The organism is Kribbella sp. DT2, assembly GCF_049844575.1.
GTDB lineage: Bacteria > Actinomycetota > Actinomycetes > Propionibacteriales > Kribbellaceae > Kribbella.
In genome coordinates this window covers 548,029-570,114 of the sequence record NZ_JBNCLH010000002.1, presented here as the reverse complement: position 1 = coordinate 570,114, position 22,086 = coordinate 548,029, and the positions used below count along the sequence as shown (strand labels likewise).

Sequence of the window (22,086 nt, the reverse complement as noted above, 5' to 3'; positions counted from 1 at the left end):
GATAACACTCCATTCTTGGTGACGAATCTGCTGAGCAGGTGGCTATCCTGCTGTCTTCTCGGCAGACCTTTCCGACGGGGCAGCCAGGCGGTGCCGGCGTTTGGGCAGGCTGAAGGTCGGGTGCGAGGTCCCCCACAACGCCCCGTTCTGGATGGCCCCCTTGACGCGCACTGCCTTCCGGCCGCCCAGGAACTTCGGCCTCGTCTGTGCCGCACCGTCGATCAGTTGCAGGATCCCGTCCCGTTGCCCGAGGCTGATCGCGTTGTACTGATAGACCAGCTTGATGCTGGCGATTTTCCGGCCGGTCAGACGCCCCACGATCGCGTTGATCGCCTGCCGGCCGGTGAAGCCGGCCGATCCGCAGTTCATCGGCAACTGCCGGCCATTGTCGCCGAGGGTGTACACACTGTCGCCGACCGCGTAGACATTGGGGTGCGAGATCGACCGCATGGTGCGATCAACGACGATCTGACCGTTGTCGGTCACGTCGAGACCACCAGCGGCCGCGATCGGGCTGACCGCGAACCCCGCCGTCCACACGGTTGCGTCGGACGCCAGAACGCTGGCGTCGGCGCACACCACCCGCGCCGCTTCGACGGCATCGACGCTGGTGTGCTCCAGGACTGTGATGCCGAAACGATCGCAGGCCCGGCGCAGGTGGCTGCGTGCTCCGGCGGAGAGGCGGGCTCCGAGTTCGCCGCGGGCTACGAGCGTCACCGACAGGCGGGGCCGGGACTCCGCGATCTCGGTGGCGGTCTCGATACCTGTCAGTCCGTCACCGACGAGCACCACGCTCCCCCCTTCTCCCCGGTTTTCCAGTCTGTCCAGGCGTTCACGCAGTCGGAGCGCCGCGGGCCGGCTGGCGACGTCGAAGGCGTGCACGGCCACACCGGGGACGTGCTGATCAGCAACATGGCTGCCGAGCGCGTACACAAGCGTGTCGTAGCCGACCTCGCCACCGCCGTTGGAGTCGGCCACGGCAACGATCCCGCGTTCAGGATCGACGGCGGTGACACGGGCCACGCGCAGTCGTATCCCCGTGCCCGCGAAGACCTCGCCGAGCTTCGGAGCCTTGATCTCCCGGCCGGCCGCCAATTGGTTCAGGCGCTGCCGCTGGACGAAGTCCGGCTCAGCGTTGACCACGGTGATCTCGACGTCCGCCGGTGAAAGGCGGCGGGCCAAGTTGCCGGCCACGTAGGCCCCGGCATATCCGGCGCCGAGGACGACGATGCGATGTTTCATTGGGTTGCTCCTGTCGATTCGCCTGCTTCGACGACTTGAGCGGAGCAGCGCCTCGATTGCTGACAGAACCAAATGTGAGCTGGAGCACAGGACAACAGGACTGGGCCCACGGCGAACCGGGAGCAGCTCATCACCGCTCTGCCGATAGTTGCTACGAGCCCGTAAAGCGCCGCGGCCTGAAACTCGTGCGGCAGGCCGAGCAGGCTCATGCCGAGGCTGCCGATCAGGCCGCCGACCTCATCGTCCACGAAGGGAGCAGTCGCGCGGTCGTGACCTGATCGGGTGAGTTGCACCTGCTCAGGGCGCGTCGAGGTCGCGGCGCTGAAGAGCGTTCGACCGACGAAGGTCAGAGCCCCGCCGATCACAGTCAGGGCGATCAGCGGTGTGGCTTCCAGGCCGGCCGGCGGCATGACGGTGAGATGGCTGAACGGCGACAGGTCCACGACCAGTGACGGCAGGTCGAGCAGTGCGCCGAACGTGCCGAAGAAGAAGGCATGGCCGACGAGCAGCCAGGCCCACACTGCCAGGCCCGGGCGGAGGCCGAACAGCGCCGCGGCCAGGCCGACACCGAGACCGCTGACCAGGAGGAGAACGATCGCGGCGAGGACAGTGAACCCGACCCAGGCCGAAATCCACCGGCGCCGGCTCACCGCGGTCGCGAGTACCGCTTCGGTGTGCCCGGTCCGCTCCTCCGAGCGCAGCCGCAGGACCGACGTGACCGCGAAGGCCGCGATCAACAGCGCGAAGAACAGCGCCATCGTCGAGTAAAAGCCGTCCGTCGGGTCGAGACCGTTGCGGGCGAACATCTGCCCCATCGTCGGGTTCTCCGCCACCGCGTCGGTGACCGAGTCGCTCAACGAACCGGTAGCGACCGCGAACACGAACAAGCCCTCGGTGAACAGCTCGAGGGCAGGCAGCGTGATCTGGTCGGAGATCTCCCGCAGCGCCGACCGGATGTCGTCGACCGAGACCGTCTCGGGACGCAGTGAGATCCACAGCATGAGCGATCCCACGTTCTGGTACGTCAGATACTTCGCCCGTCCGGCCGGATTCCGGCTGGGTCGAATCGTGCCCGCCTCGACACCCGCCGTGAGGTACTGCTCGGCGTCACGCACCATCTGCTCGATGAACGTCGTGGCGAGCTCACCACCGGCCTGCAGACTTCGTACGGCGTACAGCGCGAACGGACCGTACTGCTCCACCTCTGCCAGCTGCGCGAGCATCCCGGCGGCGCTCGACGCCGTTGCTGCCCGCAACTTCTCGGAACGGATGACGCCCAGCACATGCTCGTCGCAGGCCCGCCGCAGTCCGTCCTTGGAACCGAAGTGATGCACCACCAGCCCCGCGGTCACCCCGGCGTCGGCGGCGATCGTGCGCAGCGACGCCGGGAAGCCGTCGCGGCCGAACCGCAGCACCGCGGCATCTCGGATCCGCTCCACGGTCGACTCACCGGGAGCGGCCGCAGAGGTCGCCGTTGAACGCACATCACTACGCGCCGATCTCGCAGCCGGGACCGCAGCCACCGAAACCGTGGTCACCGACGCACTGGTTGCCCAAGGCACCGATCAACAGGTGGCGGACTACGGCACCGGCATTCGTGGCGCCGACCTGACCGTCTCCCCCGGCGAGATCCTGCTGCGCGAAGCACTGCTGCGCCGTCCCGCCGGCGAGAGTGAGCCGACAGCAACCGTGCAGCGGTGTGGCCGATGATGCCGACACCTCGACGACGCCGACGGCAGCCCCTTTCGCCAGTCCGCTTCGCCCGGCACCGTTCCAGCGGCTCGTCGTGGCGAACGCCCGACGGTCGGTGCGGCTACGGATCACGCCAACGGCTGGGCAGCGAAGTGTCGCGGACGATCCGATCAAACCGATCCCGACATCGCCACCATCCGCTCGATGCCGGCGGCGCTGCGGTTCGCCGCCGGGCTGGAAAGCTGAGCCGCCGATGGACGACCAGGTGCGGTCCGTTCCTTCGCGAGCTTCGCTCAGGGACTGACCTTGTGGTTCGCCGGTGTCTTCGTCACCCTGGCGTTCTTCGGACTGCTCCCGGTGCTCACCGTCGACGTCCCGGTGTGACGCAGCCGGGTGCGTTCGGTTCTCGCTCGGCTGTGTCTCAGCTACTGCTGGTCGCCGACGAGCTCGGTCAGCAGGGCGCGTACGCGGCGGTCGATGTCGTCGCGGATCGGCCGCACGGCGTCGATGGCTTGACCCGCGGGGTCGTCGAGTTCCCAGTCGAGGTAGGTCTTGCCCGGGAAGTAGGGGCATTCGTCGCCGCAGCCCATGGTGATGACGACGTCGGAGGCTCGTACGGCGTCGTCGGTGAGCGGCTTGGGGAACTCCTTGGAGATGTCGAGCCCGATCTCGGCCATGGCTTCGACGACGGCAGGGTTGAGCTGGTCAGCCGGTTGCGATCCGGCGGAGCGCACGACGACGCGGCCTTGCGCATGGTGGTGCAGAAGCCCGGCGGCCATCTGGGACCGGCCGGCGTTGTGGATGCAGACGAACAGCACCTCAGGTGTGGTTTCGGACATCAGTTCTCCTGGTGGTTCGGGTAGAAGCGGCGCTGTGCCCACAGGGAGACGTAGACCAGGCCGACGAGGACGGGGACTTCGATGAGGGGCCCGACGACCCCGGCGAGGGCTTGGCCGGAGGTGACACCGAAAGTGCCGATCGCGACGGCGATGGCGAGTTCGAAGTTGTTGCCGGCGGCGGTGAACGCCAGGGTCGCGGTCTTGGCGTAGCCGAGGCGCAGGCGGTGGCCGAGGGCGAAGGACCCGCCGAACATGATCACGAAGTAGGCCAGCAGCGGCAGGGCGATGCGGACGACGTCGAGCGGGGCGCTGGTGATCGCGTCGCCTTGCAGCGCGAACAGCATGACGATCGTGAACAGCAGCCCGTAGAGGGCGACCGGGCCGATCTTGGGCAGGAACCGCGACTCGTACCAGTCGCGGCCCTTGGATCGTTCGCCGATGGTGCGGGTCAGGTAACCGGCCAGCAGCGGGATCCCGAGAAACACCAGCACGCTCACAGCGATCGCGCCGATCGAGAACTCCGCGCTCGTGGTCTCCAGGCCGAGCCAGCCCGGCAGGGTCTGCAGGTAGAACCAGCCGAGGCCTGCGAAGGCGACGATCTGGAACACGGAGTTGATCGCGACCAGCACGGCGGCGGCTTCGCGGTCGCCGCAGGACAGGTCGTTCCAGATCAGCACCATGGCGATACACCGCGCCAGCCCGACGATCACCAGACCGGTCCGGTACTCCGGCAGATCGGGCAGCAGGAGCCAGGCCAACGCGAACATCAGTGCAGGTCCGACGACCCAGTTCAGGACGAGAGAAGCGATGAGGAGTTTGCGGTCGCCGGTGACGCGGCTGGTTTCGGTGTAGCGGACCTTGGCGAGGACCGGGTACATCATCAGCAGCAGCCCGATCGCGATCGGCAGGCTGACCGAGCCGACCTTGACCGCGTCGAGTGCGTCGTCCAAACCGGGGATGACCCGGCCGAGGATCAGCCCGAGTGCCATGGCGGCGATGATCCAGACCGCGAGGAACCGGTCGAGGAACGACAGTTTCGCGACGACCGGACCATCGACAGCTGTCGTAGCGGTGTGGGTCACGCGGTGGCTCCGGGGGCCTGGTCGACGAGCTCGGCCAGCAGCGCTTGGACGCGGGTGTCGATGTCGTCGCGGATCCGGCGTACCGCGGCCGGGCTCTGTCCGGCGGGGTCGTCGATCGCCCAGTCGTAGTACCGCTTGCCGGGCAGGACCGGGCAGGCGTCACCGCAGCCCATCGTGACGACCACGTCGGCGGCACGGACGACGTCGTCGGTCAGCGGTTTCGGGTAGGCCTGGTGCAGGTCGAGGCCGAGCTCGCCCAGTACGGCGGCGACCGGGGTCTCGAGGTCCACGGCCGGGTGGGAGCCGGCCGAGCGGACGGTGACCGCGCCGGCGGCGTGGTGGGCCAGCAGTGCGGCGGCCATCTGGGAGCGTCCGGCGTTGGCGACGCACAAGAACAGCACCTGCGGGACGGGGTTGGTATTCGCGCCCTTGGCGTGGGCCAGGGCGGCGAGCCGGTCGCCGGCGAAGTGTTCTGCCAGAGCCGGGAGGTGCCGGTGGATTCTGGCGGTGCGGTAGCGCGCGACGTAGGACTCGTGCACGACCCGGTCGACGGTCTCGGGGCTGAAGATGCCGGTGTACTTGTCGGCCAGCCGCTCGGCGGCTCGCCCGAGGACCGTGTCGGTGTCGAGCAGCGCGAGTTCTTCGGCAGATGTGGGCATGACGATGTCTCCCTGATGAGGGCACGCGGAACGAGGGGCAGCGGCGAGTCGAGGCGCCGCCGATGCTTAGTGGACCAGCGCGGCGGCCTCAGGAACCGACAGGAGCGAGGAGACCCACTGCAGCCGGTCCGGCAGTGGCCAGTAGTAGACCCACGTGCCGCGGCGCTCGCAGTCGACCAGTCCGGCCTCGCGCAGCACCCGCAGGTGGTGGGAGATCGTCGGGCCCGACACGTTGAAGTGCGGGGTGATGTCGCAGACGCAGACCTCTTCGCCGGCCGAGGCGATGATCGACATCAGACGCAGCCGGATCGGGTCCGACAGGGCCTTGAACACCGCCGCCCCTTCGGTCGCCGTGGCCTCGTCGAGGGCCGCGACCGAGATCGGCGTGCAGCACCCACCGCTGCGGACCAGAGGCAGATCTTGTTTCGACATATGTCTATCTTGACTTCTGTCTAACCAGGATGCAAGGTGGGGATCGCTGTTTAGATGAACATCAACTTAGTGCCCGGCCGGGTAACCCGGCCGACGGCGCGGAAAGGAGCCAGTGATGGTGAAGCTCATTCGGCGGCTCGGCCGTCTGGGGAGCGTGGAGTTCTGCGAGTCGTGCAGCGAGGTCTGTACTGCGGCGTGCCGTTCTGAGGCTCACCGCGACCGGGTCCGCGCCCGCCACACCCACATCCAGTTCCCCCGCTGACCGCTCGACACGAAGGACAAGACGATGGCTACCGAGACCACCACGACCAGTCCGGCCGGCGGGTTCGCCGGTGACCCGGCGCAGGCGTTCGCTCCCCCGTCCGCGGGCAGCTGTTGCGGAAGCACCCCGGCCGGGCAGGCCACGGCTGAGTCGACGGGCGGTTGCTGCGGGACCGACACAGCGGTTGAGGCCAGCTCGTGCTGCGGCTCCGCCCCGATCGCCGAGGCGACTGCGGACAAGGCCACTGCCGGCGGGTGCTGCGGATGAGCACCGCGTCGCCCTGGCCGCTCGCGGCTGAGGCCGCCGCAGCCCGGGGCGGCGCGGCTGCCGAGGCCATGGCGGCCACGGTCCGAGAACTCGCCTCCGACCAGTACTACGGGCGCCGGATCGGTACGCCGGGCGGGCAGGCTGCCGCTCACTGGCTGGCCGACCAACTGCGAGGCTTGGGCGCCGCAGTCATGCTCGACGCGTTCGAGGCCGGTGGAGTGAAGGAACTGCAGGCAACCCCGAGCCTGAGCATCGGGCGGCGGGTACTGGTCCATCGGCGCGACTTCGCCGAGCAACTCAGCTCCGCCGAAGTCGCCACACCGAGATCCGGCCCGCTCGTGTCCGCGGACGCCGACTCGTGGCGTGGAGGCTGGGTCGCCGTCGCAGCCGCCGACACAGCGGCCGTGGCCCGGGCCGAAGCCGAGCAGGCTGCCGGACTGCTGGTTCCCCGCGGCGTCGACGAGGCGGGCTGGATGCCGAAGATGATCGCCGGACCGCCCACGGGCAAGGTCGCGATCTTGTCGGTACGCACCGATCTGCACGCCGAACTGACCCGCACTCCGGGCGACACGGTGACGGCGTCGGTGCCGATGCGGACCGTCACCGCGACCGGGACCAACGTCTACGGGGTGTTCGCGAAACCGGAGGCCGGTCAGGTCGCGGTGCTGCTGACGGCACACTTCGACGGTGTCAGCGACGACCCGCAGCTGCGCCACCCCGCGGCGGGCGACAACGCCTCCGGCGTCGCGGTCGTCCTCGAAGCCGCCCGGCTGCTCGCAGGCCACCTTCCGACCGGCGTTGGCCTGTCGGTCGCGTTGCTCGACGGTGAAGAAGTCGGCGCCCGCGGATCCGCACATCACGCGCCCCAGCTCGCTCCCGGCACGTACGTGATCAACGTCGATGGCGCCGCCCAGCTCGGTAGCGCGGCCGCGGTCGAGGCCGGTGGACCGGCCGAACCGCTCCTGGCAGCCGTCGACCAGGCGGGCCGCCTGACCGGTGTGCCGCTGCAAGCGGGCGCGATGGCCTCCGACAACCGCCGCTACGCCGCCGTCGGGCTGCCCGCGATCGGTATCGGCATGGGCATGCCCGGTTACCAGACCACCGTCGAGACCCCCGACCGGGTCGAAGCACGAACGCTGCTCGCCGCGACCAACCTCGTCGTGGCGACCGTGAACCACCTCATCGAAAACCCTGCACAGCTTGGAGAAACACCATGAGCGTCACTGGATCCGACCTACCGGTCGTGGTCATCGGCGCAGGCCCGATCGGCCTGGCCGCTGCCGCGCACCTCGCCGAACGCGGCCTCGACTTCGTCGTCCTCGAGTCCGGCCCGACCGTCGCCGCGGCAATCGACGAATGGCGCCACGTCAAGCTGTTCAGCCCCTGGCGCTACGACATCGACAGCGCCGCCCGCCGGCTCCTGGAACAGGCCGGCGGCTGGACCGAACCCGACCCCGGCATCCTGCCCACCGGCGGCGACCTGATCGACTCCTACCTCGCACCACTGACCAAGACCCCGCAACTCGGCAACAAGATCCGCTACAACTCGGCCGTGGAAGCCGTCACCCGCGTCGGGTTCGACCGGATCCGCACCGCCGGCCGCGAAGACGCACCGTTCCTCATCCGCCTGGCCGACGGGTCCGAACTGCTCGCCTCGGCCGTGGTCGACGCGGCCGGCACCTGGCGGCGCCCGAACGTGCTCGGCGGCTCCGGAATCCCGGCCCGCGGCGAAGCAGCCGCAGCGGCCAACGTCTCCCGGGCGCTGCCCGATGTCTTGGGCCGCGACCGTGACCGGTTTGCCGGACGCCGTACGGCGGTCGTCGGCGCCGGACACTCCGCCGCGACCACGCTGCTCGACCTCGGCGTGCTAGCCGAAGAGGTTCCCGGCACCGAGGTCGTGTGGGTGGTGCGCGGCGCGGACCAGGCCCGCACCTATGGCGGCGGCGACGCCGACGAACTGCCCGCCCGCGGCGCCCTCGGATCCCGCCTGCACAACCTCGTACAGTCAGGCCGGGTCGAGCTGGTCAGCAGCTTCCGGATCGAGGCCGTCGACCAGACCAGCGACGGCCGCATCGAACTGGTCGCCGGTGAACGGCGCGTCGCCGTGGACACGGTGGTGAACTCGACCGGGTTCCGCCCCGACCACGACATCGTCGGCGAGCTGCGGCTCGACCTCGACCCGATCCTCGGCTCCACCCGGGCGCTGGCGCCGCTGATCGACCCCAACCAGCACTCCTGCGGCACCGTCCCGCCGCACGGCGCCGACGAGCTCGCCCACCCCGAACCGGGCTACTACGCCGTCGGCGCGAAATCCTACGGCCGCGCGCCTACGTTCCTGCTGGCCACCGGGTACGAGCAGGCCCGTTCCGTGGTCGCCGCCCTGGCCGGCGACTGGGACGCAGCGCGCGACGTCCAGCTCGACCTGCCGGAGACCGGTGTGTGCTCCTCCAACCTCACCGACAGCCCGACCACTGGTGAGGCAGCCGGTGGCTGCTGCGGCCCGGCGCCGCAGGCGGTCGAGCTGTCCGCACCGGCCGGGCGTGGTCTGGCAACCGGTATCGCCGGCGGCCTACTCACCGTCGTCGACACCAAGCCCGCCACGGACTCGGGCTGCTGCAGCTGATGGATCGCGCCACGGCCACCGCTCCCAGCCCGACCAGGGCCAGGGGCGGTGGCCGTTCCGGCGTACCGCGCCGTCTGGTCGCGGCGCTGGCCGTCACTCAGACCGTCGGGTACGGCGTCCTCTACTACGCGTTCAGCGCGCTGCTCGGCCCGATGAGCCGCGACCTCGGCATCTCCACCGCCACCGCGGCCGGCGCCCTCACCACCGCCGTACTCGTCACCGGACTGATGTCGGTACCGGTCGGCCGCTGGCTCGACGCCCGCGGTGGCCATGCGCTGATGACCACCGGATCGCTGCTCGGCGCGACCGCTGTCGTGGCCTGGTCGCAGGTACAGACGTCTGCGCAGCTGTACGCGGTGTTCGCGGTCATCGGCGCCGCGTCGGCGATGGTGCTGTACGAACCAGCCTTCGCCGTCGTCGTCGCCGTCACCGCACCGGCGTCCCGCACCCGCGCGCTGCTCGGCATCACCCTGGTCGCCGGTTTCGCCAGCTCGATCTTCATCCCGCTCACCGGCCACCTGCTCGAGGCCACCAGTTGGCGCCACACCCTGCTGATCCTCGCCGCCGGGTACGCCGCCATCGCCATCCCACTGCACGCGATCGCGTTACGCCGAACCGGCCCACGCCATCGTCCCCCGGCCGTGAAGCGCCCCAGAGCCGCAGTACTGCGCGACGCCGGATTCTGGCTGCTCGCGGCCGGGTTCGTCCTGCACTTCGCAGCGCTCGCCACCATCGCCGTGCACCTCGTGCTCTACCTGATCAGCCTCGGCTACCCGCCCGCCGTCGCCGCGACCCTGGCCGGACTGCTCGGCCTGCTCTCGGTCACCGGCCGGATCGTCACCAGCCTGTCCCTGCGGTGGTTGCCGATGGCCACCATCACCGCGACCGTGCTCGTCGTCCAGGGCGCCGCGATCTCGCTGCTGCCATTCACAGGCCGCCACCTGGCCGGAGCGATCGCCTGCCTGGTCCTGTTCGGCCTCGGCTTCGGCGTCGCCTCGATCGCCACCCCGGCGATCCTGCTCGACCGCTACGGCGCCCACGGCTACGCAACCACCGCCGGGACCCTCGCCACCCCCGTCATCATCGCCAAAGCCTGCGCCCCGCTCGGTGGCGCCGTGCTCGCCGGCGCCGCCGGATACCGCCCCGTCATCCTCGGCGTCGCCGCCGCCTGCATCGCAGCAGGCCTGTTCGTCGCCGCATCCCGGCGCGTGCCAGCCCCGGCCAACGGCTAGCCGCGCCGCAACTCGCGAGCCAACGCACCGGCCACGAACTGGGCGTCGCGGTGCACACCCCGCAGGGTGTTCGACGAGAACGACCGCTGGAACTCCAACCCCAGATAGACAAGTCGCGGGTACGTCGTCGACAACCCGCGCCGGTGCAACGGCATCCCATCCGCGGCCGGCGCGCCCAGATCGCGCAGGTACGGCAGGCTCGGGCGGTAGCCGGTCGCGAACAGCACCACATCGACCTGCTCGCGCCCGCCGCCGGGCCAAACAACCCCGTCGGCGTCGAAGGCGGTGAACATGTCGCGCCGCGGCAGGTCGCCGGACTCGATCGCGGCCTGGTAGATCCCGGTGTCCAGCACCGGCGTACCACTGAACAGGCGTGCCAGCACCGCCGGCGGCAGAAGGTCCAGCTTCAGCTTGTCCAGCCAGAAATGCAGGTCACGGCCACCGCGGACCTGCGGCAGAAACCGCACCGGCGCCCTGGTCGCCAGCTTCACCTCTGCCACCGCCGCGAGCTCGTGCGCTAGCTGGATCGCGGAGTTCCCGGCCCCGACCACCACGACCCTCCGACCCGCGTAGGGCTGCGGTGAGCGGTAGTCGGCCACGTGCAACACCTCACCGCCGAACGTCTCCCGCGCCGGGACAGCCGGCACGAACGGGTTTCGGAACGAGCCCGACGCTGCGACCACGCCCGCCGCGTGCACCGTCTCCCCGTCGGCCAGCTGCACGTCGAAACCGGCGCCGGCCCGCTCCACACCAGCGACCGTCGCGCCGGTCCGGATCTCCGCGTCCAGGCTCGCCGCGTACTTGCCCAGGTGCTCCACGACCTCGTCGCGGACCGGATACCGATCCGGGTCACCAGCGAACGGCATCCCTGGAAAGCCGCTGTACCGCGCGGGCGAGAACAAGGTCAGAGAGTCGTAGTACGACGGCCACGACCCCACCGGCCGCTCGCCCGCCTCCAGCACCACCGGCCGCAGTCCTGCGTCCAGCAAAGCGCGTGCCCCGGCCAGGCCGGACTGGCCGCCACCAATCACCACCACGAGTTCAGAAGAGGAAGTCATGAGCGCAACATATCGTCCTATCGCAATATGATGCAATGACGATATGAGCTAAGCTGGTCACCGACCGATCGGAGGGACGACAGCGATGGCCAGCCAGACCAGGACGGCCCCAGCTCCGGCGTGCGGCGCCGCGCCGACCGAACTCGCCGCCGCGACGCACGACTTCCTCAAAGCCCTGGCCAGCCCGACCCGGCAGCGGATCATGCTGCTCTTCGCCCGAGGCGCCGAGCTGTCGGTCAACGAGGTCGCCGAGCAGGCCGGCATCGGCCAGTCCACCGCCTCCCAGCAGCTCGACCTGCTCCGCCGCGGCGGCATCGTCACCTCACGCCGCGAAGGCAAAACCGTCCTGTACCGAGCCGACAAAAGCGGCTCGGCCGCGGCTCTGGCGGACCTCCAGGCCTACTTGGAGAACTGCTGCTGAGATCAGCTGCAGCTCGGTCGACCAACGCCGACAACGGTCATGATGGCGCCGAACGGCAGGCCGTACAACAGACAGAGGATCCAGCGCGGAGCGGTGAGCAGATACGCGCGCATCTACCCGTCACCACTCTGACCCCGAGCCGATGAATCGGCGCGCTGCTCGTCCAACCTGCTGCGTAACCACAGCGCGAAAGGACGGAGGTCGTCGACGTGCAGGTGGGAGATCGGCAAGCGCTGGGGTTTGCCGTCGACGGGTCGGACGTTGACGAAAGCAAAGAGCCACCGGCCGATGGGATCGCTGATGGTCGCGATCCGGTCCCAGGACAGCCGGGTTCGTTTGCTGCTTCCGTAGTGGACGCCGAAGTGGTCAACTCGAATGACGGGCCGGCGAGTGACGACCTGCCAGAGCGTGTAGCCGAACATCCAGCACCAGACCGGCAGTGCGCACGCCGGCAGAACCACGACGAACATCATCTCGCCGTCGCGGAGGTTGTCCACCAACTGCGCGGCGGAGCTGAGCGTCAGCAGCCCGAACAGACCGAGTCGCCACCACAACGATTGCCGTCGCTGCGGAAACACCACCTCGCCGCGCGTCGCCCACTCCTCGGTCCAAGCCGCCGGTCCTTCAGTCCCCAGCTCACGCACCAGATCCCCTCCCCCTCAAACGTCACGTACCCGTTGAGAAGATCCGCAACCGGCCCGGACGCCGCTGTCGAGCAAGCTCCGCAGGTCACGCAAGGTCTGCTCGAGCTCGCCTACTCCTAGGACGGCTGTGCTCGATGCGTGGTCCGGGAGCAGCCCGAGCGGGAGTTCCACTCGCGGAGTCGGCGAAGCGCCGCGTGCAGCTCGCGGTGGAAGGCGATCGGGTCCGACGGAGCGGCATCGCCCTGGAAGCACCCCTCCCACATCGACCGGAGTGCGGCCAGTTCCTCGATCGAGGCTCCCTGCTCTTCCCAGCAGGAAGGGATCCCCTTGTCATCAAGGGCGTATCGAGTTGCCATCCACGCCACCCACTCTTCGTCTCGGTCACCGCAGACGGCGGAGAGGTCTTTGAGTTGGGCGGAGCCACCGAGGATGAGGCGAAGGGGGGTGCCTTTGCGGCGAGGAAGGTCCTGGGGTCGAGGCCGGCGCCGGGTGGTGGGTCGAAGGCTCGGCGTACGACGGGGTCGGCGAGGCGGATCGGACGCCGGTCCAGACGGCGTCGCGGGTGCGGCCGTCCAGGCGGACGATGCCGTCGAAGGTGTCGCCCCAGCCTTCGGCGGGGTCTTTCGTCTCGACCGCAGCCCCGGCCGCCCTCGACCTGACCGCCGACGGAGCGGACGACTGGCTGCACCTGAACGGTTCGAGTTCAACCGCAAGGCCGGTGGACCGGCGAGCCCGACGGCCGCGAACCGTCAGCCGGGCGGCGAGATCTGGGCGCAGAACGACAACGCGGTCAGCTACTCGTGGAGCAACGGCACACCGACCGCGAACCAGCCTGCCACCCGTGCCTGCGGCATCTTCTTCGCCAACGGCCCGTCGGTGACGCGGCTGTTCGAGCTCAGTCTGGGTGCCGGTGAATCGGCCAAGATCAGCGCGCAACTGAACCGGAAGACCGATGCGTCCGGCAACGTGACGCTCGCGGACGCCTCCGCCGACAGCTCGGCACAGCAGGACCAACTCCGCCTGGCCTACCTCCTGCTCCGCGCGGCGTACGACGACGCCGTCGCCTCCGCGGCCGGCGCCGAGTACACCAGCGTGACGAACCCCGGCCTCACCTCGTCGTTCGTCAGCGAGTACGCCAAGGACGGGCTGAAGGTCAAAGTCGAGAACTTCGCCGACCTGGTCGTTGTCGCAGGCAACCGCTTCGAGGTCGCCTACTCGCGGATGACGGTCACCACCACCACGGCGACGACGACCCGGCTCCCCCGGGTGTCCAGCCTGCTGACGCCCTTGAACGCCGCCGCCGAGCCGGGGGTCGAGCCCAACGAGACCGGGACGATGGTCGACAAGACGATGAGTGGATCCGGAACCGGCAGAAGATCGGGCTGGACCGCTACCCGGTCACCAACGACGCGCGGGTCGGCACGTGACGATCACCTTGCGCCACGGGACGTAGAACGCGAGGCCGACGGGATTCCGGGTCTCGACCAAATGCGCGACAAGGCGAGCATCTGCTCCTGGAATTCCCATAGGGCGGCGGTAGTTGCGGCGTGACCTACCTGGTCGGGAAATGCCGCCCGGGGACTTACCAGGAATTTCTCAACGCCGCCGACGGAACTAAAGTCCCGCCCTGCGGGTGACCAAAGGACCGGAGCTGACGGTCAGCCGGGTACGTTGCCCACAGCAACGCACTCGGCTGGTTCGAGCCACGGGAGCAGGACCCCCAGCAGGCGATCCGGCGCATCCAACGGCACCAGGTGTCCGCAGTCGTCGAGCTGGACCGCCGCGAGGTCGTCGGCGAACGCCGTGAGTTGATGGGCCGGCGTGAGCCCGACCGGCTGGGCTCCGACGACGAGGACGGGCATCCGCAGTCGTCCGGCCAGCAGCGGCGGCAGTTCGATCGCCGTACGGGACATGGCGCGATAGTGCTCGAAGGCTCCGGCGAGCGCCTCACTTCCGCTGTACGCCGAGGCGAACGCGTCCGTCAGCTCGGGCCCGATCCCCGCGCCGTCAGCGGTTCCGGCCCGCAGGAACCACTCGACGTACTCGTGCTCGTGGCCCACCAGGACCCGCTCCGCGAGGCCGGGTACCTGGTGGAAGCCGAACCACCAAGGCGGGCCGGCCGCCAGGAACGCTTCGGCGCCCGCGATCCCCGGCAGCACCGCCTCCATCACCGCCAGCCGCTCGGTCCGATCGGGTCGCGTGAGCGCGAACCCGAGCGCCGCCGGGGCGCCCGCGTCGATGCCGACCATCGCCGCGCGCTCGACTCCGAGCGCGTCGAGCAGGTCCGCCAGCCGGCCGGCCAGTTCCACCGCCGAGCCACCCGCGACGAGGTCGGGCGCGATCACCCGACGGGTCCCGGCCAGCCGCGGAACGATCGCGTCCCACAGCCGAGGTGTGTGCGGAAACCCGTGCAGCAGTACGACGGCCGGGCCGTCACCGGTGTCGATCACTCGTTCTCCTTGGTTACTGTTGGATACCTGGTCGACGATAGAAACCGGGGATCCAGCATGGAAGACGGCACTTTCGGGACACCTGGTCACCGCGGGGTGACCACCCGGCGCGGCGACCTGTTCAGTCCGGCCTGCCCGACCCGGCGCCTGCTCGACCGGGTCGGCGGCAAATGGGTCGCGATGATCGTCAAGACCCTGGCCGAGTCCGGCGAACTGCGGTACGCCGAGCTCAAGCGCCGGACGCCGGGAGTCTCGGCGAAAATGCTGACCCAGACCCTGCGCGGACTCGAGGACGACCACCTGGTCGCCCGCCGGGTCGAGGCGACCGTCCCGCCGGCGGTGTTCTACGCGCTGACCCCGCTCGGCCGCAGCCTCGACGAACCGCTGGCCGCCCTGCGCGACTGGGCCGAGACCCACATGGCCGAGATCGACGATCACCGTTCCCGGTAATTTCCCACCGCGCGGATATCACCTTCGGCGTCTTGACACCCCTTAACCCCTGAGGTTAGCTACCGCTTCAGAAGTGGATCGATCACTTTTTTAGCGCAGGGTCCGGGATTGTCTTTGTGATGACGTAGGAGGAACCGCCATGTCTCCTTTCGACCCCGGCCGCCGCCGCTTTCTGCAGGTCTCAGCCCTGACCTTCGCAGCCGCGTTGAGCCCCTGGGCCACCGAGGTCGGCTTCGCCGCCGCGGCCACCGCTCCCACCGAGGACGGCTACGACCTGTGGCTGCGCTACCGCCTGACCGGCAGCTCCGGCCGGCTGCGCGAGTACCGCGACGCCTTGAAGAGTTTGGCGCGCCAGGGCCAGGGCGCCGTACTGACCAACGCCGAGGCCGAGCTGCGGCAGGCGATCACGGCGATCACCGGCGTCGCACCGGCCGAGGTCAGCGCCGACGCGGCCGCGGTGGTCATCGGCACGGTCCGCGAGTCGGCGATCGTCCGGGCCGACCTCGAGCCGGAGCGGCTCGCCAAGATCGGCGAGCAGGGCTTCGTGATCGAGCGGGTGACCCGCCCGAACGGCGGCCATCGGATCGTCGTCGGCGCGCACACCGATCGCGGCGTGCTCAGTGGCGTCTTCCACCTGCTCCGCCTGCTGCAGCAGGAGTTGCCGCTGACCGGGCTGTCGGTGCTGGACAAGCCGCAAATCCCGCTGCGGATGATGAACCACTGGGACAACCTCGACAACTCGATCGAGCGTGGGTACGCCGGGCAGTCGCTCTTCCAGTGGCAGACGCTGCCGGCGATCTCGGACCGGATGGTCGACTACGTCCGGTCGATGGCGTCGATCGGCGTCAACGCCTCGGTGATCAACAACGTGAACGCCGACGCCGGTTTCATCACCGCCGAGATGCTCACCAAGCTCGCTCCGCTGGCCGAGCTGTTCCGGTCGTGGGGCATCGCGCTGTGGTTGTCGGTCAACTACGCCAGCCCGATCGTGCTGACCGCGAACGACGACAAGCCGATCACCACCGCCGACCCGGCCGACGCCCGGGTCCAGCAGTGGTGGCAGCGCGAGGCCACTGAGATCTTCGGGCGCCTGGAGGGGTTCGGCGGCTTCCTGGTGAAGGCGAACTCCGAAGGCCGGCCCGGGCCGCTGGACTACGGCCGCTCGCACGCCGAGGGTGCGAACATGCTGGCCCGCGCGGTCGAACCGCACGGTGGGCAGATCGTCTGGCGCAGCTTCGTGCACGAGGACTTCGGCGACTGGGCCGAGTACCAGCACCGGGTGTTCGCGCCGCTGGACGGCAAGTTCGACGACAACGTGATCCTGCAGACCAAGTACGGACCGATCGACTTCCAGGTCCGCGAGCCGGTGCATCCCCTGTTCGGCACCATGGGCCGCACGAACCAGATGCTCGAGCTCCAGGTCACCCAGGAGTACACCGGTCACGAGCTCCACACCTGCTACCTGGCGCCGATGTGGCAGCAGGTACTGGCGTTCCCGACCCAGGGACCGACGACCGGGCCGACCGTGGCCGAGGTCGTGTCCCGCGGTGGCGCCAAGGCGCCACGGGCCGGTGTCGCCGGCGTCAGCAACTTCGGCAACGACCGCGACTGGACCGGCTACCAGCTCGGGGCCGCGAACGCCTACGCGTTCGGCCGGCTCTGCTGGAACCCGCAGGCCGACCCCCGTCGGCTCGCCGAGGAGTGGGTCAGGCTGACCTTCGGTACCGACCAGGCGATCACCGACGCCGTGGTCGACGTCCTGATGCGCTCCCACCGGACCTACGAGGACTACACCTCGCCACTGGGCCTGGGCTACTTCACCGATCCCGGCGGGGACCACCTCGGTCCCAGCCCGCTCGGCACCCTGTTCCAGTCCCACCGCACCACCAGCGAAGGCACCGGATTCGACCGTACGACGGCCACCGGCACCGGTTTCACCGGCCTGTACCCCAAGCGGTGGCACGACCGGTACGAGTCCCTGGCGACCTGTCCGGACGAGCTGCTGCTCTTCATGCACTGGGTGCCCTACGAGCACCGGCTGAAGTCCGGCGCGACCGTGATCCAGCACATCTACGACAGCCACTTCGACGGCGTGCAACGGATCGACGAGTTCCTGGCCGCGTGGCGTGGGCTGGCCGGCAAGGTCGACGGGCCGCGCTACGCCGACATCGAGGCCGGCTTCGAGGCGCAGCGCACGCAGGCGACGCTGTGGCGGGACACGGTCGTCAGTTTCTACTTCGACAACAGCCGTACCGTTGACGCGCAGCGTGAATGGTTGCAGCTGGCCCTCGGCGGCGCGCGGGTCCTGCTCGGCGGCCGGCCGAACCTGCTGCGGCTCGACGTCACCAACGCCTCGGCACAACACCACACCATCACCGCGCAGCTGCCGGCACCGTCCGCGGCGTGGTCGACGCAGCCGGCCAGTGCAGAGGCGGCGAGTGCCGAGACCGTCGAGGTCGACCTTCCGGTCACTCCCCCGCTGGCGGCGACCGTCGTACCGGCAGCGCTGCAGGTGACGCCTGACCTCGAGTGGATCAACCGTGCGTTGCCGGCCCTGGTCGTGGCGCCGACCGGGCAGCGGTGCACGCTGGCTCTCAATGCCGGCCCGGACGGCGGCGTACCGATGCCCGGGTACGCCGCGCTCACCCCGAGCACGGCCTGGTCCGAGGCGCGCGGCTACGGCTGGGTCGGGGCCGCGCCGACCGGGCGCGATCGTGGCGGTGAGTCGTTGCTGCGCGATCACGTCTGGAACAACGCGCCCCGGACCCTGCGGATCAAGGTGCCGGCCGGCCGGCGTACCGGTTATGCCTTGGTCGGCGACACCGGGGCGACCGCCTCGGCGACCCAGATCTCGATGAACGGCGTGACGGTTGCCACCAGCCCCAAACAGCCCGCCGGAACCTTTACCTGGTTGGAGATTCCACTCGCCGGCGGCACCGCCGACCTGACCTTCACCGGGATCGGCGGACCCTGGCGCCTGAGCGGGTTCGCCATCCCCGACGACGGCAAGCCTGTTCCGTCGCTGGTGGTTCTGAAGGCGACTGCCGACCCGGTGTGGTGGACCGGCCGGGCCAACACGACCACGGTGCTGGTGCGCAACACCGGTACGGCGAGCCGCGAGGTGACCGCACGCCTCGTCGCGCCGGACGGCTGGTCCACGACCGAGAAGACCGCGACGGTGGCCGGCGGCGCCGAGGTCGAGCTGACCGTGGCCGCGACGCCTGCGTCCAAGCCCGGTCCGGCCACCGTGGAGGTCCGCGTCGACAGCGGCACCGAAGAGATCGAACGCGGGCGGTCCGTGCCGGTCATCACCACTCCGCACGCCGACGACGTGGAGCTGGCCTTCGACGCCGGTCCGCCGTCCAGTCCTCTGGTGGCCGGCTACACCCGGCTGTCCCCCGACGACACCTACAGCAGCGATCGCGGCTTCGGGTGGGTCGGCGACAAACCGGACACCCGCGACCGGGGCAACTCCGACGAACTGCGCCGCGACCTCGTGATGCAGAAGGCCAAGCCCAGCACGCTGCGGCTCACCGTGCCGGCCGGTGTCCACACCGTGTGGGTGCTGACCGGTGACTCGCTCACCGACTCCGGCATCACGACCGTCTCGGAGAAGGGCGTCGTCCTCGGCCGCTCCGGAGACACCAGCCTGCCGAGCCGCGCGTTCGTCTGGTTCTCGTTCACGATCGACGGAGGAGCGTCCGGCCGCACGGCGGACCTCGCCCTCACCGGCTCGGAACTGAACGGCCTGTGGCGCATCGCCGCCCTTGTCCTCGTCTGATCACTCCGCCCTGCCCCGACGAAGGAGTTGACCGGTCCATGACCACCGTCTCCCGGAAACCGGCCGTCCTGCCGGCCGCACTGACCCTGCTGGCCGGCCTGCTCGCCCCGGCCCCCACACCGGCCGCCGCCGACCCCGGTGACCAGCCCGGCACGTACCAGAACCACATCATGGACAACCTCGCGGACGCCTACTCCGACCCGTCGATCATCCGCGGCAAGGACGGCTACTGGTACGCCTACGCGACCCAGACCAGCATGCGCAAGGACAACCAGGGCGGCCCCTGGGAGTCGCAGTACTTCATGCCGATCACCAAGTCGAAGGACCTGGTGAACTGGACGTACGTCGGCGAGGTCTTCGGCCCCGACAACTACCCGACGTGGCGCGATTTCAAGACCACCTACTACTGGGCGCCCGAGGTCCGGTACGTCAACGGCAAGTACTTCCTGTACTACTCGGTCGCCGGCAACGACGACAACACGATCGCGCTGGCCACGGCGGACACCCCGGCCGGGCCCTGGACCGACATCGGCCGGCCCGTGCTGCCGTACGGGAAGACCGTCAACCAGATCGATCCGGCGGTCTTCGTCGACTCCGACGGCGCGCGGTACCTGTACTACGGCTCGTTCCGCGACGGCGGCATCCAGGCCGTACGGCTGAACGAGGAGGGCACGGCGCCGGTCGGCGACCCGGTCCAGGTCGTCGGCGCGCGGCGCGGCGAGGCGGCGTACGTCGTGAAGCGGGACGGCTGGTACTACCTGTTCTACTCCGGCCTCGGCTGTTGCGCGAAGGCCGCCGGCGCCTACCCGGTCTTCGCCGGGCGCTCGAAGGCTCCGATGGGCCCGTTCGTGGACGCCGAGGGCGTCGGTCTCGCCGATCTCCACCCCGGCGGGACGATCGTCAACTCGCCGAACGGCAACAAGTGGGTCTCCACCGGCCACTCCGCGATCGTGGTCGACAAGTCCGGCCAGGACTGGATGATCACCAACGGCTTCGACCGGACCGAGACCGACCCGAACTGGGGCGGCCGGCCGACGGTGATGGACCGGCTCGACTGGATCGGTGGCTGGCCGACCGTACGGGCCGGGGCCTGGACCAGTGAGGACCCGCAGAAGGCGCCGGTCGGCGCGTGGGGTGCGGGCAGCACCTTCGACTCCGGGCTGGCAGGGTTCGACACGCGGGGTTCGTGGACAACCGGAACGGACACGGACTCGGGACGCTTCGCACGGACCCGGAGCCGCAGCTCGGTGCCGTCGCTGCTGCTTCCCCGCAAGGCGCCGTACGGCGACGTCCGGGCCGAAGCCGACGTCAGGTTGCACGACGGCAAGGGCCGGGTCGGACTGGTCCTTGCGTCGGCGGGCAGGTTCGATCACGCCGTGGCGTGGCTGGACTCCGCGCACATGCTGTCGGTCGAGGTCACCCGCCACGGGCGGGTGGTGGAGACCCGGACGGCCAGGCTGCGTGAGGGTGCCGATCTGCGGACCTGGCACTCGCTCACGGCCGAGATCCGCGGCGGGACCGCGAAGGTGCAGGTCTCCTCGGCCCTGCTCGGCATCCCGCTGGCCGAGGTGTCGGTGCAGGTGCCCGGGTCCTGGCAGCGCGGTGGCACGGCGTCGACCAAGGGATCGGGTGAGGTGGACAACGTCGGCGTGACCCGTCTCTACACCCCGGTGACCGCCAAGCAGCCCGATCCCGCGATCGGGACCGAGCGGCCGGCGTACGGCGACGAGTTCTCCGACGGCGCGCTGGACGGCTGGCAGTGGTTCGGTCCCGCCGACGGGAAGGTCGCGGGCGGTCAGTACGTGTGGCCGACCCAGGACGCGGACTTCTCCGGCTCGGGCACGATGGCCTCGGCACTCCTCCGGGACGCTCCGAAGGGCACGTACACGGTGGAGACGAAGCTGCGGCTCCCGATCACCGACGGACCGGACGGCCGCAGCCAGGCGGGGCTGATCGCCTTCCGGAGTCCGAAGGACTCGATCCACCTGGCCCCCACCCGAACCGGACCGACCCGGCAGGTGTTCCTGTGGATCGGCCGCGACCGCGACAGCTGGCCGGAGATGCAGCTCGGCCCCTCGGCCGACACGATGTGGCTGCGACTCCGGCACACGGTCGACCCGAAGACCGGCGAGCACCTGTACCGATCGGCGACCAGCCGCGACGGCAAGCACTACATCTGGGGCGGCGTCTGGCACCTGCCCGCCGGCCCGGACCCACGCATCGGCCTGGTATCCCTTGCAGGCAAGGGACTCACAGCCCAGTTCGACTACGTCCGCTTCTACTCCTGACCACAGCGTGACCTGTCAGCGTGAAGGGAGCGAGGCCGAGCCGGGGCGGTCGGGAGACCAACTTCCCGGACGACCTCGCCGACGACGATCCGCTGTGGGAGCTGGTTGACTACGCGTTCGCCCCCGCGGACGACGCACAAACGCGAGCTGACGTTTCCGTCAGCTCGCGTGGGTCTTGCTGTGTCCGAGGGGGGACACGCACCTTAACCACACGCCTGGACCTCAGCGCATGAAGTCAGAAAGTCGGCCTCTTGGCGCCAGCATGCGCCTGTGAGGATCTTTCGATGCTGGGTCCGGTCACTGGTCACACGCAGGTCGCTCCTCTCGACCAGACCTCACTCGGACGATGCTGGCGCTGTAGCCGATCAAGCGCGCGCCGGAGTCCAGTACGGCGACGCCTGTCTTCCAGACGCAGGCGCCGCACGCCAAACTCGTCGCCGCAGACGTCCAGCGTCTCCATCAGGATCATCCCGTCGCCCGGCGCTGCTCGACGATCCGGTCGATCGCCGAACGCCGCTGCTCTCCGCTCAGCGGCAGCGGTACGTCCTACTCGGCGTCGGCCGCTGCCTCGCTGACCGCGCCGACGAAGTGCAGCCGGTCGACGCCCAGGTGGCCACCCATCGGCGGGTTGCCCAGCCCGAGGGTCCGCGTCGTGCGGTCGCAC

The 22,086-nt window shown here is 69.7% G+C and carries 20 protein-coding genes; 10 read left to right on the top strand and 10 right to left on the bottom strand.

Annotation, left to right across the window (positions count from 1 at the left end; all coding sequences use genetic code 11):
* Positions 1–42: 42 nt before the first annotated feature.
* Together ACLQ2O_RS11445 and ACLQ2O_RS11440 are read right to left on the bottom strand one after the other, a co-directional pair.
* Positions 43–1,242, bottom strand: coding sequence for an NAD(P)/FAD-dependent oxidoreductase (locus ACLQ2O_RS11445; RefSeq protein ID WP_425830139.1), 1,200 nt, complete (start codon positions 1,240–1,242; stop codon positions 43–45).
* Positions 1,239–2,681, bottom strand: a complete 1,443-nt coding sequence (locus ACLQ2O_RS11440; protein WP_425830137.1) for a TetR family transcriptional regulator — start codon at positions 2,679–2,681, stop codon at positions 1,239–1,241. The genes ACLQ2O_RS11445 and ACLQ2O_RS11440 overlap by 4 nt, the downstream gene beginning before the upstream one ends.
* 91 nt (positions 2,682–2,772) lie before the next feature.
* Here ACLQ2O_RS11440 and ACLQ2O_RS11435 point away from each other — a divergent pair, with 91 nt between their 5' ends.
* Positions 2,773–2,952 carry a hypothetical protein gene (locus ACLQ2O_RS11435; RefSeq protein ID WP_425830135.1) on the top strand — a complete coding sequence of 60 codons (180 nt, stop codon included), beginning with the start codon at positions 2,773–2,775 and terminating at the stop codon, positions 2,950–2,952.
* A 407-nt stretch (positions 2,953–3,359) separates the two neighbouring features.
* Here ACLQ2O_RS11435 and ACLQ2O_RS11430 read toward each other — a convergent pair whose 3' ends face one another.
* From ACLQ2O_RS11430 to ACLQ2O_RS11415, 4 genes are all read right to left on the bottom strand, one after another.
* The gene (locus ACLQ2O_RS11430; protein ID WP_425830133.1) at positions 3,360–3,773 is read right to left on the bottom strand and encodes an arsenate reductase ArsC; all 414 of its coding nucleotides are present in this window, start codon (positions 3,771–3,773) and stop codon (positions 3,360–3,362) included.
* Positions 3,773–4,855: an ACR3 family arsenite efflux transporter gene (gene arsB, locus ACLQ2O_RS11425; protein ID WP_425830131.1), complete on the bottom strand. Its 1,083-nt coding sequence runs from the start codon at positions 4,853–4,855 to the stop codon at positions 3,773–3,775. Before arsB ends, ACLQ2O_RS11430 begins: the two co-directional genes overlap by 1 nt.
* Positions 4,852–5,514 (bottom strand): three-helix bundle dimerization domain-containing protein, encoded by a 663-nt coding sequence (locus ACLQ2O_RS11420; protein WP_425830129.1) that lies wholly within the window; start codon positions 5,512–5,514, stop codon positions 4,852–4,854. The genes arsB and ACLQ2O_RS11420 overlap by 4 nt, the downstream gene beginning before the upstream one ends.
* A 66-nt stretch (positions 5,515–5,580) precedes the next feature.
* Positions 5,581–5,946: an ArsR/SmtB family transcription factor gene (locus ACLQ2O_RS11415; protein WP_425830127.1), complete on the bottom strand. Its 366-nt coding sequence runs from the start codon at positions 5,944–5,946 to the stop codon at positions 5,581–5,583.
* A gap of 115 nt (positions 5,947–6,061) precedes the next feature.
* On the opposite strand from ACLQ2O_RS11415, the gene ACLQ2O_RS11410 reads away from it, so the two are divergent.
* The 4 genes from ACLQ2O_RS11410 (at position 6,062) to ACLQ2O_RS11395 (ending at position 10,330) form a co-directional block, all read left to right on the top strand.
* Positions 6,062–6,208, top strand: a complete 147-nt coding sequence (locus tag ACLQ2O_RS11410) for a hypothetical protein (protein ID WP_425830125.1) — start codon at positions 6,062–6,064, stop codon at positions 6,206–6,208.
* A gap of 263 nt (positions 6,209–6,471) precedes the next feature.
* Positions 6,472–7,692 (top strand): M28 family metallopeptidase, encoded by a 1,221-nt coding sequence (locus ACLQ2O_RS11405; protein WP_425830123.1) that lies wholly within the window; start codon positions 6,472–6,474, stop codon positions 7,690–7,692.
* Positions 7,689–9,098 (top strand): FAD-dependent oxidoreductase, encoded by a 1,410-nt coding sequence (locus ACLQ2O_RS11400; protein ID WP_425830121.1) that lies wholly within the window; start codon positions 7,689–7,691, stop codon positions 9,096–9,098. Before ACLQ2O_RS11405 ends, ACLQ2O_RS11400 begins: the two co-directional genes overlap by 4 nt.
* Positions 9,098–10,330 (top strand): MFS transporter, encoded by a 1,233-nt coding sequence (locus ACLQ2O_RS11395; RefSeq protein WP_425830119.1) that lies wholly within the window; start codon positions 9,098–9,100, stop codon positions 10,328–10,330. Before ACLQ2O_RS11400 ends, ACLQ2O_RS11395 begins: the two co-directional genes overlap by 1 nt.
* Here the strand turns inward: ACLQ2O_RS11395 and ACLQ2O_RS11390 are convergent.
* Positions 10,327–11,388 (bottom strand): flavin-containing monooxygenase, encoded by a 1,062-nt coding sequence (locus ACLQ2O_RS11390; RefSeq protein WP_425830117.1) that lies wholly within the window; start codon positions 11,386–11,388, stop codon positions 10,327–10,329. The genes ACLQ2O_RS11395 and ACLQ2O_RS11390 overlap by 4 nt on opposite strands.
* Positions 11,389–11,473: 85 nt before the next feature.
* Between ACLQ2O_RS11390 and ACLQ2O_RS11385 the strand changes: the two genes are divergently transcribed.
* Entirely contained in the window at positions 11,474–11,809 is a 336-nt protein-coding gene (locus ACLQ2O_RS11385; RefSeq protein ID WP_425830115.1) for an ArsR/SmtB family transcription factor, read from the top strand.
* 113 nt (positions 11,810–11,922) lie between these two features.
* Here the strand turns inward: ACLQ2O_RS11385 and ACLQ2O_RS11380 are convergent, their stop codons facing one another.
* Positions 11,923–12,453: a hypothetical protein gene (locus tag ACLQ2O_RS11380; protein ID WP_425830113.1), complete on the bottom strand. Its 531-nt coding sequence runs from the start codon at positions 12,451–12,453 to the stop codon at positions 11,923–11,925.
* A gap of 116 nt (positions 12,454–12,569) precedes the next feature.
* Positions 12,570–12,809 carry a hypothetical protein gene (locus tag ACLQ2O_RS11375; protein ID WP_425830111.1) on the bottom strand — a complete coding sequence of 80 codons (240 nt, stop codon included), beginning with the start codon at positions 12,807–12,809 and terminating at the stop codon, positions 12,570–12,572.
* Positions 12,810–12,942: 133 nt separating this feature from the next.
* Here ACLQ2O_RS11375 and ACLQ2O_RS11370 point away from each other — a divergent pair, with 133 nt between their 5' ends.
* Positions 12,943–14,004: a hypothetical protein gene (locus ACLQ2O_RS11370; RefSeq protein WP_425830109.1), complete on the top strand. Its 1,062-nt coding sequence runs from the start codon at positions 12,943–12,945 to the stop codon at positions 14,002–14,004.
* A 107-nt stretch (positions 14,005–14,111) separates the two neighbouring features.
* Here ACLQ2O_RS11370 and ACLQ2O_RS11365 read toward each other — a convergent pair whose 3' ends face one another.
* Positions 14,112–14,903, bottom strand: coding sequence for an alpha/beta fold hydrolase (locus tag ACLQ2O_RS11365; RefSeq protein WP_425830107.1), 792 nt, complete (start codon positions 14,901–14,903; stop codon positions 14,112–14,114).
* A 57-nt stretch (positions 14,904–14,960) separates the two neighbouring features.
* Here ACLQ2O_RS11365 and ACLQ2O_RS11360 point away from each other — a divergent pair, with 57 nt between their 5' ends.
* The 3 genes from ACLQ2O_RS11360 (at position 14,961) to ACLQ2O_RS11350 (ending at position 21,422) form a co-directional block, all read left to right on the top strand.
* On the top strand, positions 14,961–15,353 hold the full coding sequence (locus ACLQ2O_RS11360) for a winged helix-turn-helix transcriptional regulator (RefSeq protein WP_425830105.1): 393 nt from the start codon (positions 14,961–14,963) through the stop codon (positions 15,351–15,353).
* 139 nt (positions 15,354–15,492) lie between these two features.
* The gene (locus ACLQ2O_RS11355) at positions 15,493–19,134 is read left to right on the top strand and encodes an alpha-glucuronidase family glycosyl hydrolase (protein WP_425830103.1); all 3,642 of its coding nucleotides are present in this window, start codon (positions 15,493–15,495) and stop codon (positions 19,132–19,134) included.
* Positions 19,135–19,172: 38 nt separating this feature from the next.
* A complete protein-coding gene (locus ACLQ2O_RS11350) occupies positions 19,173–21,422 on the top strand; it encodes a family 43 glycosylhydrolase (protein WP_425830101.1) in 2,250 nt (749 codons plus the stop codon).
* Positions 21,423–22,086 lie beyond the last annotated feature (664 nt).